Annotated in this window: 5 protein-coding genes; all 5 read right to left on the reverse strand. The window is 67.3% G+C overall.

Annotation, left to right across the window (positions count from 1 at the left end; translation table 11 throughout):
* Positions 1-19 precede the first annotated feature (19 nt).
* The 5 genes from amoH to amoB all read right to left on the reverse strand — a co-directional run bounded on the left by amoH (position 20) and on the right by amoB (position 12,817).
* Entirely contained in the window at positions 20-1,564 is a 1,545-nt protein-coding gene (gene amoH / locus I6L38_RS09585) for an amonabactin biosynthesis glycine adenylation protein AmoH (protein ID WP_216989476.1), read from the reverse strand.
* The gene (gene amoG, locus I6L38_RS09590) at positions 1,561-7,863 is read right to left on the reverse strand and encodes an amonabactin biosynthesis non-ribosomal peptide synthetase AmoG (RefSeq protein ID WP_216989477.1); all 6,303 of its coding nucleotides are present in this window, start codon (positions 7,861-7,863) and stop codon (positions 1,561-1,563) included. The genes amoH and amoG overlap by 4 nt, the downstream gene beginning before the upstream one ends.
* 135 nt (positions 7,864-7,998) lie before the next feature.
* Positions 7,999-8,748 (reverse strand): amonabactin biosynthesis protein AmoA, encoded by a 750-nt coding sequence (gene amoA, locus I6L38_RS09595; protein WP_216989478.1) that lies wholly within the window; start codon positions 8,746-8,748, stop codon positions 7,999-8,001.
* Between the two features lie 20 nt (positions 8,749-8,768).
* Positions 8,769-11,894: an amonabactin biosynthesis non-ribosomal peptide synthetase AmoF gene (gene amoF / locus I6L38_RS09600; protein WP_216989479.1), complete on the reverse strand. Its 3,126-nt coding sequence runs from the start codon at positions 11,892-11,894 to the stop codon at positions 8,769-8,771.
* The gene (gene amoB / locus I6L38_RS09605; protein ID WP_216989480.1) at positions 11,891-12,817 is read right to left on the reverse strand and encodes an amonabactin biosynthesis bifunctional protein AmoB; all 927 of its coding nucleotides are present in this window, start codon (positions 12,815-12,817) and stop codon (positions 11,891-11,893) included. Before amoB ends, amoF begins: the two co-directional genes overlap by 4 nt.
* Positions 12,818-12,832 lie beyond the last annotated feature (15 nt).

The following is a 12,832-nucleotide window of genomic DNA, read 5'->3' on the forward strand; positions in this document are numbered from 1 at the left end:
ATGGCTTTTAACGCCCAACTTATTCCGGCAAGGGCAGCGCCTTTCTGTCCAGCTTGCCGCTACCGGTCTTGGGCAGGGCATCCAGCAGGATGAGCCGCGCCGGCACCATATAGTGCGGCAGCGTCGCCTGCAGCCCCTTGCGCAGGGCGAGGCGATTGAGGGTCACCCCGCTTTTCGCCTCCACGTAGCCCACCAGCATGGCCTCGTCCCCCTCGCCCACCAGACGCACCGCCACCTCCTGCACCCCGGCCTGGCGGCGCAGCCCCGCCTCCACCTCGCCGAGCTCGATGCGAAAACCGCGCAGCTTGACCTGATCGTCGCGCCGACCCAGATAGAGGAAGCGGTCCGCCCCCAGCCGCCGCACCCGATCGCCGGTGCGATAGAGGCGATGGGTGGCCAGGCGCAGGAAGGCGGCGCGGGTCAAGGCCGGCTTGCGCCAGTACCCCTCGCACAGGGCCGGGCTCTCGATGCAGAGCTCGCCGCACTCCCCCTCTGCCACCGGTTGCCCCGCCTCGTCCAGCACCCAGTGCCGATAGCCGGGCAGGCTGTGGCTGATGGTGATCTGGCCATCAGGCCGTGGCCAGCGCACCTCGCTCACCAACGACCAGACGGTGGCCTCGGTCGGCCCGTAGCAGTTCCACAGCCGCCGGGTGCGGGCACAGAGCTGCTCGGCCAGACCTGGGTCCAGCGCTTCGCCGCCGCACAGGGCGGTGAGGGTATTGCGCCCCTGCCAGCCAGCCTTGAGCAGCATGCGCCAGCAGGCCGGAGTGGCCTGCTGCCAGTTGATGGAAGGATCCGCCTCGAGCAGCGCCATCATTCCCAGCGGATCCTTGTTGTGCTCGCCGCCGGCCACCGTCAGCCGGCCACCACCCCAGAGCGGCCCCAGCATCTCCAGCAGGGAGATATCGAAGGCCGGAGTGGTGATGAAGAGCCAGTGGCAGCTCGGTGAGAGCCCGAGCCGATCGCGGATCCCGTCGAGGAAGCAGAGCAGGGCCCGCCGGCTGATGACCACCCCCTTGGGCTCACCGGTGGAGCCCGAGGTGAACATCATGTAGGCAGCCAGGGCATCATCCACCTGGGGCCAGGAGACGGTCCCTGCCGCTGCGGGCCCATTGAGGGTGCGCAGCGGACAGCCGAAGGCGGGAGCCGGCCTGTCGCCGTCGCAGATCACCGCCGACAGGCGCGCCTGACGGGCGATCCCCTGCAGCCGCTCCACCGGAAAGTCCGGCTCAAGGGGCACGAAGGTGAGGCCAAGGCGCAGGCAGGCCAGCAGGCTGGCCACCAGATCGGGGCTGCGGGAGAGATAGAGGCCGACCCGCTCCCCCACCGCCAGCCCCTGCAAGCGGGCGGCAATCTGGGCCACCCGATCATTGAGCACGCCGTAGCTGAGCCACTGCTCATCCGATCCGCCCTCACTGATGCCCTCCCCGCCCATACGGATGGCGGGGGCCAGCGGGGTAGCAGCGAGGCAAGCCGCCAGCCGCGCGCCCAGGTTGGCCGCCCCCTTGGAGGCGCCTCTCAGGGGTGACACGGCCGGGGTCTTATGCTTGATGGTCACTGTCATAGCGCGGCCTCCGTTTGGCGCACCAGCCAGTGCCGATAGAGCCGGCTGGGGGATGGGTGGGCCTTGAGGGTTTGCAGGGTGAGCGGCGCTCGATCCTGTGCAAACGCCTCGTTGAGGGCCGCCAGCAGGGCGAGCTGCTGCACCGAATCCACCCCGAGTTCACACAGGGTCTGCTGCCAGATGCCGGGCACGCCGCACAGGCGCTCCCACAGGGCCACCAGCGCGCGGGCCTCGGCCGGCGGCTGAGCTAGGCCGGGGGCAGCCACTTGTGTGACAGTCGATGGTGTGGCGGCCACTTGCGCCTTCGCCGGGGACGGTGCCGTCGCCACTCTGGCCGGCTGGCCCAGATCCGCCTGCGCCAGCCAGCCAAGCTCGGCCAGCCAGTCAGCCAGCACCGCCTCGGCCCGGGCCTCGGGGATCTGCTCGCCATCGAACTCGAGGCGCAGCTGGAGCGTCTCGCCCCGGCTGCTGACCACCAAGGAGAGCGGCAGCTCCACCTTCTCCACCACGGCGCCAAAGCGCGGCACCAGTTGGTGGGGTTCGGGGGCGGCAGGGGTCGCCGGCATGGGGTAGTTCTCGAACACGAACAGGCTCTGGAACAGACGCGCCCGCCCTTTGGTCAGTGCCGCCAGCGACTGGGTGCCGTGCTCATTGAGCGCCATCAGATCGGCCTGCAATCGGGCGATATGCTCGGCCAAGCTCAACTCGGTGTGCCACTCCAGGGCCAACGGCAGGCTGTTGATGTAGAGCCCGACGCTTGCGGTGATCCCCTCGATGGGGTAATCCCGGCCTGGGGTCACGTTGCCCACCAGGGTAACGGCATCGCCAGAGCGGCATGCCAGCAGACGGTGCCAGGCATATTGGGCCAACAGGCCCGCGGTCACCCCAAGATCACGGGCACGGCGTGCGAGCAAGGTCGCCACCTCGGCCGGCAGCGCCGTGGCGCACAGCGCCGATCGCTGCTGGGTATGGCGCCCGCTTGCGCCCGCGTCCAGCGTCACCCCGAACAGGCAGGCGAGATCGTTGGGCTTGGCCAAGAGCTCGCCCCGCCCCTGCCAGTAGGCGTCGGCGCTGCGGGTTTGGCTGGCGATATGGCGGCCAAATTCGAGCCAGGCGGTATCCGGATCGCGCTGCGGCAGCAGGCCGTTCATGAGAGACTGATAGGCGCGATGCAAGGAACCCAGCAACACGGGGCCGCTCCAGCCATCCAGCACGCCGTGATGGGCGCTGAAGATCACCTTGTGGTGATCGGGGGCCAATTTGAAGCAGGCAAGGCGCAGCAGGGGCGCCTGCTCCAGCGGGATCGGGCGGGCCAGATCCTGCTGGCGATAGGCCTGGACCCGAGCCTCTGCATTTTCCACTTCAGACAAGTCCTCATAGTGGAATGGCAACTCGGCGTGCTTCAAGATGCGCTGCAGCGCCACCCCGTCCGCCAGCACCAGTTCGCTGCGAAGGGCCGGCCAGCGGGCGATCTGCCCCTGCCAGGCCTGACGGTAGACCGCCACGTCCAGCGGCTGGTGATAGTCCATCTCGGTCTGCAGGTGATAGGCGTGATCCCTGGGCAGCAACGCCCTGTGATGGAACATGCTCTGCTGCAGCGAGGTCATGGGCAGCAGGGTCTCCACCTCGCGCCCGCTCAGCACCCGATCGAGCGCGGCTTGCGAGAGGCCAAGCCCCGGGAAGTCGCTCGGGGTGTGACGCGGAGCCTGCAGGTTGCAGCAGTGCTCCACCAGCGCCGTCAGGTTCTCCGCCAGCCGCGCCATCAGGGCGTCGCTCGCCTGCTGGTTGAGGGCGCCCACCTGGCGCAGGGTGAGGCGGCCATCAAACACGCCCCCGTGCAGGCTGACCAGCTCGCGCGGCAGGTTGTCAGGGGACGTGGGTGCCCCCGGTGCCATCGGCAAAGGCTGCCAGGGCTGAGCGGCCTCGCCCTGATGGCTGACCCCCAGATAGTTGAAGACCACCAGGGCTTCGGGCAGTGCCCAGCCACGTGGGTGGTGCAGCCGCAGGGCGTTGAAGCCCACCCCCTTGTCCGGCACGGCGCGCAGCTGCTCCTTGGTGGCGCACACCAGCGCATCCCACGCCCCGGCATCCGCCAGCGCCAGTGGGTAGGTGCTGGTAAACCAGCCCAGGGTTCGGCTCACGTCCAGTTCAGCATCGATGGCCTCACGGCCGTGTCCTTCCAGCATCACGCAGTGACGGTTGCCGTAACCCAGCTCGCTCAGGGTACGGGTCAGTGCCGCCAGCAGCAGGTCGGGCACCCGGGTGAAGTAGGCCTGGTTGGCGGTGTCGATAAGACGGGCCGTGGTCTCCTGACTCAGCTGCAGCAGGCTGGCGGCGGCGCGGCCATCGGTGGCGCGCGCCGCCTCCAGCAGGTGACCCTGGCTGCCTTCCCCCTGAGCCAGCCAGAAGCCAAGCTGATCCTCTTCCCGTTTGGCGTAGGCCGCCAGCCCCTCGCCCCACTGGCGATAGCTGCTGCCCTTGGCGGGCAGTGGCTCGCCCCTGCTCACCCGTGCCAGATCCTCGGCCAGGATGCGCCAGGAGACCGCATCGATGACCAGGTGATGGAAGGCAAGGAAGAGTCCCTCCACCGTCTCGCACTCGCGATCGCCCTCCAAGGAGATATTGCGCAGGCGGGCCCAGGCCAGGGTGTGGCCGCTGGCTGGGTCGAGATCTCCCTGCAACTTGGTCAGGCGGGCCTGCAGTTCGGCCTCATCGAGATTGGCGGCATCCAGGGCCGGCAGCGGCGGCAATGGCAGTTCGGCCAGGTAGCGCTGACCGGTCGGGGTCACCGCCAGGCGCAGGGCATCGTGGTGCTGGCGCAGGGTATCCAGCCAGCCGCGCAGGGCCTCATCGTCCACCCCGGCCGGCAGGCGCAGGATCACCCCCTGGTTCCAGTGACCGGGCTTGGCAAAGCCCTGTTCGAAGAACCAGTGCTGAATGGGGTGGAGCGGGAACTCGCCGGTCAGGCTGCCCTGCTCGCTCCGGTGGCTGACCGCCTGCTGCTGACCGAGCTGGCGGCAGAGGCGGCGCACCGTCTTGGCTTCGAACACGTCCTTCACGCTGCAGTGCAGCCCCGCATCCCGCAACCGGGTGGTGAGCTGGATGCTGAGGATGGAGTCACCCCCTAAGCGGAAGAAGTCATCCTCCACCCCGAGCGGTTGCTTGAGCACCCCTTGCCAGATGGCCAGCACGGTCTGCTCCAGTTCGTTTTGCGGCTCGCCCTTGCTCTGCTGCCAGACGATGGCGGGCAGGCGGCGCAAGTCCAGCTTGCCGTTGGGGGTGAGCGGCATCTCGGGCAGCCAGCAGAGGCGCGCCGGCACCATGTATTCGGGCAGACACTCGCCGGCCCGCTGCAGCAGGGCATCGCCGTCGGGCTCCCTTGCCCCGGCCTGCAAACAGGCGTAAGCGAGCAGGCGCCCCTCCTGCACCACCACCTTGATCTGGCGAATGGCCGGGCACAATTCGGTAAGCCGTGTCTCTATCTCACCCGGCTCGATGCGATAGCCGCGCAGCTTGATCTGCTCGTCTATCCGGCCCAGATACTGGATGTTGCCGTCGCGGCGCAGCAGGGCCCGATCGCCGGTGCGATAGAGGCGATATGTGCGTTCCTCATTCGTTGCATCAAAGGCCAGCTCGATAAAGGCCTCCTGGGTGCGCTCCGGCAGATTGAGGTAGCCGCGAGCCAGCCCCAGCCCCGCCAGGCAGAGCTCGCCGGGGACCCCCACCGGGCAGAGGTTGCCCGCCTCGTCCAGGATCAGCGCCTTCAGGTTGTTGACCGGTCGACCTATGGTGATGGGCGCCCCCGGGGTGAGCCGCGCGCAGAGCGCGGTGACGGTGCACTCGGTCGGGCCGTACATGTTGAAGAGGGCCACCCGCTCCCCCCAACGCTCCACCAGGCTGCTCGGGCACGCCTCGCCGCCAAAGCCGATGGCCTTGAGGGAACCGAGCTCCGCCGCTGGCAGCAGGTTCGCGAGCAGGGCGGTTGGCAAAATCATATGGCTGGCACCCTTGCTGATGGCGGCAGCGATCACCCCTTCCCCCGGCTCGCCGAAGTGCAAGGCCGCGCCGCAGTAGAGGGGCAGCAAGCTGGTCATGTTGCCAGCATCAAACGAGAGGGACATGCAGTTGAACATGGCGCCACCCTTCCCAAGGGCGATGCGCTCGCCGTGATCCGCCATCAGGTTGACCAGGCTGCCCTGCTCCACCATGACCCCCTTGGGCAGGCCGGTGCTGCCGGAGGTGTAGATGATCTGGGCCAGCATGGCGGCATCGCGGGGCACGGCAGGGGCGCTGCTGGGCATCTTGTCCAGCGCAAGCTGGTGCAGATCGTGATACGCGGCAGTCGTGCCCTTGATGGCCTCGGCAAGCCGGGCATCCGGCTCTCCCCCGAGCACCAGCGCAATATTGGCGTCGCTCAGGATATGGGCCAGCCGCTCGGCGGGATAGGCAGGGTCGAGGGGCACGTAGGCCGCCCCCGCCTTCCAGCAGGCGAGCAGGGCAACCACGAAGGCGATATCGCGCCTGGCCTGGATGCCGATGGCGGCGCCCGGGGTGACGCCCTGAGCCTGCAGCCAGTGGGCCAGCCGGTTGGCGCGCACCTCCAGCTCGCCATAGGTCAACGATTGCGCACCGTCGCTGACCGCCAGCGCGTCCGGGCACTGCCCAGCGCGCCGCTCGATATGACAGAGCAGGGTGTCGCGGCTCGGGTAGTCCCGCGGCAGGTCGGCAAGCTGTGCGGCCAGCGCTGCATGGTCGGTGCCCGCCTCCAGCGGCAGCTGCCAGATGTCGGTCCCGGGGGCCGCCACCACGGCGCGCATCAGGTGCAGCAGGCGATCGGCAAGAGCCTGGATGGTCTCTCGCTCGAACAGGGCGGTGGCAAACAGCCAGTCCACCCGGACGGAGTCCATCAGCTCGGTCACCTTGACCGAGATGTCGGTCTTGGCCGGCAACACAGGCGAGGTCTCCTCCACCAGCTGGCAGCCGGGGATGAGATCGTTGAAGTCCACCTTGGCCTGATAGACCAGCATGATCTGGAAGATGGGGTTGATGGCGGTGGTGCGATCGGCGCCGATGGCCTCGGCCAGTGCCTCGAAGCGGTAGAGCTGGTGATCGAAGGCCGCCAGATCTTCCTCCCGGCACTGCTGCAGATAGTCGACAAAGCTGGGCTTGCCGCGGAGCTGAGTGCGCAGCACCAGGGTATTGACGAAAAAGCCCACCAGCGACTCGATCTCGTGGCGCTCGCGATAGGCGAGCGGGGTGCCGATCACCACCTCCTTCTCGCCGCTCTGGCGCACCATCAGCAATGCAAACAGGGCGTGCAGGCCGATGAAGTTGGAGGTGCTGTGGCGCTGACACAGGCGCTTGAAGCTCTCCCACAGATCGTTGTCGATTGTGGAGAAGACCAGCTCGCCGCCGCTGTCCTGATGGGCCGGGCGCGGCTTGTCGAGCGGCAGGCCGTGCACTTCGGGGCTGCCACCGAGCCGGTCGACCCAGAACGGCTTGAACTCGGCGTGATAATCGAGAAAACGCGGTGAGTTGAACCAGCGGGCATAGTCGATGTAGGTGAGCGGCAGCTCGCTCACCTGCAGGGGCTCGCGGTTCTGATGGGCAAGAAAGGCGCGTTTGAGATCCGCGAACATATTCTTGACCGACCAGCCGTCGGAGATGATGTGGTGCTGGGTGATCAGCAGCACGTGCTCGCGGCTGCCCAGCCGAATAAGGTGCACCCGGCTGAGATCCCCCCGGGTCAGGGAGAAGGGGCGCCCTATCTCCTCGCGCACCCGCCTGGCCACATAAGCCTCGCGCTCGGCTGCGGGCTCTGCGCTCACGTCCTCAATCTGCAACGTGAAGGGCGTGTGGGGCAGGATCTCCTGCGCCCCCCTGCCCGCCTCGTCCTTGATGAAGCGGGTGCGCATGCTGGGGTGGCGGGCAAACAGGTGGTCGAAGGCAAACTCCAGCGCCGCAGTGTCCAGCTCTCCCTTGACGCGAAAATAGACCGGCATGTTGTAGAGGTGGGAGGCCTCCTCGTACTGCTCGATAAACCAGAGCCCGCTCTGGGAGGAGGAGAGCGGCCCCTGCCGGGCGCCCTCGGCCTCACGTTGCGCAAGAATGGGCGCCTCGAAGGCGGCACGGGCCGCCAGGCAGCGCACCAGCTCATCCTTGTGGGCCTTGATGGTGGCGCCGATGGCCGGCGTCACCGCCTCCTTGCTCGACTGGGAGATAAGCTGGCCCTTGTCGTTCAGCGCCAGCTTGACCCCCTGCCGTTCCAGCTGTTTCAACAGCAAAATCATATTGTTCATCTGTACCTCAGACAGCCGGCGTGGCTCGATGGGAAGAAAAACCGTCCTGCCCCTTCTCATTCAGGGCTAGCTTCACGCTCTGACCGCCCAGCCGTTTCAACAGCAAAATCATATTGTTCATCTGTTTCTCAAGCCTCAGGCACTCAGGGTGGCGCCGCCGTCGACGACCAGATCCTGCAGCGTGATGTGGCTGGCCAGATCCGAGGCCAGGAAGAGGACGGTATGGGCGATCTCCGCCGGGGTGGCGACCTTGCGCAGGGGGATGCCGAGCTTGAACTGCTCCGGCAACCCGGCGATGGTGCGGGCCATGGCCTCCTCGCTTGGCAGCATGCCGCGCAGCATGGGGGTATCCGTCGAGCCCGGCGACACCAGGTTGGCGCGCACGCCGAAGGGGGCCAGCTCCAGCCCCACCGTCTGGGTCAGGCTGGTGACCGCCGCCTTGGAGGCGCAATAGGCCGCCATCTGCATGCGCGGCACATGGGCGGCGTTGGAGCCGATGGTGACGATGGCACCGCGCCGCTGCCCCTTGAAGTGGGGCACCAGGGCCCGCAGCAGATAGAAGACGCCGCTGGTGTTGACCGTCATGCAGTCGTGCCAGTCGTCATCGCTTAAGGTTTCGGTGGAGCCGAGGCGCAAGACCCCGGCCCCGTTGACCAGCACATCGAGCCCGCCGTCCACCAACAGCGCTGCGCAGCAGGCGTTGACCGCCTTCGAGTCGCCGATATCGAGCAGCCGGGTGGCATAGGGGTAATCGGCTTCGGGAAACGCCAGATCCAGCCCCACCACGGATGCGCCGGCCGCCACGAACTGCGTTGCCACCTCGCGGCCGATACCACGCCCGGCCCCGGTCACCCAGACCCGCTTGCCAGTGAAATCAAAGGCCATTGCTTGTTGCTCCTTATCCATCACCACACCATCTCCACGCTCTCTTCGTCCTCGGCAAGCAGGCCGTCGAGGAAGCGGCAGAAGTCATCGAGTCGCGGGTGATCGAACACGTCGGAGACCTTGACCTGCACCCCGAACTCGGCGCCGAGCCGATTGACTATCTGGATGGTCTGCAGGGACTGGCCCCCCAGCTCGAAGAAGTTGTCCGTGGGCGCCATGGTGGCGAGCCCCAGGATCTGCTGCCAGATGGTGCCGACCCGGTTCTCGGTTTCGCTGCCAAGGGTCAACGCCTCACCACCCGCCTGGTAGGCGGCCAGCAGGGCCTTGCGATCCAGCTTGTTGGAGCCGGTGCGGGGCAGCTGGTCATAGTGGCGATAGTCGGTGGGGATCATGGCGGCAGGCAACACCCTGGCCAGCTGCGCCTTGATGACCCGGCTGTCGCGCTCCGCCCCCGCCACGAAGGCCACCAGCCGGCGCACGCTGCCGATGCTCACCCCCTGTACGCAGGCCTCGTCCACCCCGGGCAGGGCCAGCAGTTGGGCCTCCACTTCGCCGGGCTGGATGCGATAGCCGCTTATCTTGAACTCGTTGTCGCGCCGACCGAGGTAGACCAGCCGGCCAGCCACCAGGCGCACCCGATCGCCGGTGCGATAGACGGGCACAGCCTCCTCACCGATCCGCAGGGTGCCGAAACCGCCCTGCGCACTCTGCACATTCGCGCTCTGCGCGCTGCCCACATAGCCGTTGGCCAGTTGCGGGCCGAGCAGCACCAGCTCACCCTCGCTGGCAGGTTGCTCCCCCGCCCCCAGAATAAGCGCCTGCATGCCGGGCAGCGGCAGGCCGATGGGCAGCTGGGTCTGGCTCGGATCTTCCTGCTGCAGCTCCTGGGTGGTCACCACCACGGTCGTTTCGGTGGGGCCGTAGGTGTTGAACAGGCGCACATCGGAGCGGCCCTGACGCTGCCACTGGGCCAGCTGCTCGGGATAGACCGCCTCGCCGCCGATGATGACGGTGGTAAGTCCGGCAGGAATGTGGGCCTGACCCGCCGTCAGCGCCACCACCCATTCGTTCCAGAACGCGGTGGGCAGGTCGAGGTGGGTGATCCCCATCTGCTCCACCCCGGCCGCAAAGGCGGGCATGGATTCGAGCAGGGCGTCGGTGCGCAGCACCAGGGTGGCGCCGGCGCTCAGGGTGGCGAACACCTCCTCGATGCTGGCGTCGAAGTTGAAGGGGGCAAATTGCAGCATCCGCGCGTCTTCATCCAGGTGATAACGGCAGCGGGCGGCGGCGGCGAAGTGATCCAGCGCGCCGTGGCTCACTGCCACCCCTTTGGGCAGGCCGGTCGAGCCCGAGGTGAACATCAGGTAGGCGACGGCGCGGCCGGCGGCCGGCTGGTTCAAGCGGTTATCGCTCACCAGATCCCCCGCCAGCAGCGTGCGCCCCTCAAACAGGCTGGCCAGCTTGTGGCGATACTCGGCCTGGGTGATCAGGGTCTTGACCTCCCCCAGCCGCAGAATATGGCCCTGGCGCTCCAGCGGTTGCTCAGGGTCGAGCGGCACATAGACGGCGCCCGCCAGCAGCACCGCCAGCTGGGCGAAGATGGCCTGGGGGGTGCGGGCCAGCATGACCCCCACCTTGTCGCCGGGGGCGACGCCTGCTGCCTGCAGGGCGGCCGCCATCTGTTCGGATCTGGCCAGCAGCGCCTCATAGCTGAAGCGGGCCTCTCCCTGCGCCGTGCTCTGAATCAAGGCAATCTTGTGCGGGGTCTGGGCGGCGAAGTGGCAGAGCGCCTCCAGCACCGGCCGTGCCTTGATCACTTCATGGGCGGGGCCGGTGATCAGGGCGCTGGCCCGCTGCTCGGCCAGCCAGTCGGCCTTGAGGGTCCCCAGGGTCTGGGCGGGCTCGGTCAGCCAGCGGCCCAGCAGGGCAAGCAGGGTGTCGGCGATGGCCGCCAGATCTCCCTGCTGGTAGCAGCCGGAGTTGGCGTCCAGATCCAGTCTGGGCTGGCCATCGACGCCGACCTGCACCTCGATGGTGAGATCTTCCACCGGGCCGGCGCTGATGTTGAGAATATGGGCAGATAGCTGCCCGAAGCGGCGAGCGTGATCGAACGGCATGATGTTGACCAGCGGGCCGAACAGGCGCTTGTCACCCCCCACCAGGCCAAGGTCGCGGCGCAGCAGCTCATAGCGGTAGTGCTGGTGTTTGCGTACCCCGCGCTTGGCCTTGGCCACGGCGCCGGCGGCCCCTGCCAGATCCAGCGTCTCATCAAGCGCAAGAGCCAAGGGGGTGATATTCATCTGCATGCAGGGCACGGTCAGCGACGCCGAGCCGATGCGGTTCATCATCATCAGGCCGAGCAGGGTCTTATCCTGACCGCTCGAAAGCGACAGCTGGGCCGAGAGGCCGGCCAGCAGCAGATCGGGCCAGCCCAGCTTGTGCCCATCGGCAAAGCCGGTCAGGGATTGCCACAGCGCCGCCGGCAGCGGGCGGCTCTCGCGGATAAAGTTGGCAGCAATCGGCGCGCGGGTTTCGCCAAAGGACTTCACCTCGGGCCAGGCTTGCAGCTGCTCCTGCCAGAAGGCGCGGGCGGCGGCGTTCTTGCCGCTCTGCTCACGGCTCGCCTCTTCCGCCAGCACCTCCGCCAGAGAGCCGAAGGGGGATGGGGAGTGCATCTCACCGGCCAGCCCCTCTGCATACAGCTCGGCGATGCGCTGGAACAGCAGGGTGGTGCCAAAGCCATCGAGGGCGATGTGGTGCACACAGCTGTAGAGGTAATCACGGCCAGGGCCGCGCAGCAGGGCGAAGCGGCAGGGCGCCTCTTGGGTCAACTCGAACGGGCGGCGCAGATCGGCCCAGGCCCAGGCGCGGGCCAGCGTCTCGTCATCGCGCTCAAGGGAGACCTCTTCATAGGCCAGGGGCAGCTCGGCCGGGACGAAGCAGACCGCCTCCTTATCATCTTCGAAGTGGCCCTTGAGCGCCTCGCACTCCCCCACCGCCTTGGCAAGGGCTGCGACCAGCACGGCCGCCTCCACCTTGCCATCGAAGGCGATGCACTCGGCGGTGTTGAACATCGCCTTGTCGTCATTGAGCAGATGTCCGGACCAGAGCCCCTGCTGGGGGATGGTCAAGGGGAAGCGGTTCATGGGGTCACCTCCAGCGCCTGGGCTGCCAGCCTGGCCTCGATGAGGCGCCACCAGCCGTTGAGGGTCGGCAGCTTGGCGAGATCCACGAAGCCGAGCTCCACCCCGGCGGCGCGCCACTCGGTGAGCAGGGCCATGATCCGCACCGAATCCAGACCGTAGTCGATGAGGTTCTCGTCGGGGTCAAACTCCCCTTCGTCCTCGTCGATATGGCTCAGCAGCCGTGCCTTGAGCCCCTCGTAAGTCAGGAGCGGATTGGTCAGCAAGGGATTAGTGGGCTGGGCTACAGAAGCGGAGGCCGGGGCAAGGGCCAGCACCTCCTCGCAGCGGATCACCTTGCCGCAGCGGGTCGCCACGTAGTCGAGCGCCATCTGGTGATCGGCCAGGGAGAAGTCCGCCACCCCGTCCGCCAGGAAGAAGGGCTGGATGTCGCGCATGAAGGCGTCGCAGGCGGTCATCATGCAGCCGATATGGCCGTAGATGCCGCCGATGATCAGCTGATCCCGTCCCAACTCTTTGAGCATCTGCTCGAGCTCGGAGCGCTGGAAGGCGCTGTAGCGCCACTTGACCAGCACGGTGTCGTCACGCTCCGGGCGCAGCGCTGCCACCACCTGCTGCTGCTCGGGCCGTTTGTTGAGGCCCGGGCCCCACATGTCGTTGAGCAGGGCGCGATCCTCAGGGGATTGATCCTTGGGCTGGGCGGTGTAGAAGACCGGGATGCCGAGGGCCTTGCACTGCTTGCGCACGGCGGCCAGGCGCTCGGTGAGCGCCGCGATCAGCGGGCTGTTTTCGCCATAGAAGGCGGTGAAGTACTCCTGCATGTCGTGGATCAGCAGGGCGGCGCGTTTGGGATCCAGAGACCAGTTGACCTTGTTGGCCTTCCACTGGCTGGGCATGGCGTAATTGTTCAGGGTTGGGATAGCCATAACGTCATGATTCCT

This window comes from Aeromonas sp. FDAARGOS 1408, assembly GCF_019048665.1.
Taxonomy (GTDB): Bacteria; Pseudomonadota; Gammaproteobacteria; order Enterobacterales; family Aeromonadaceae; genus Aeromonas; species Aeromonas dhakensis.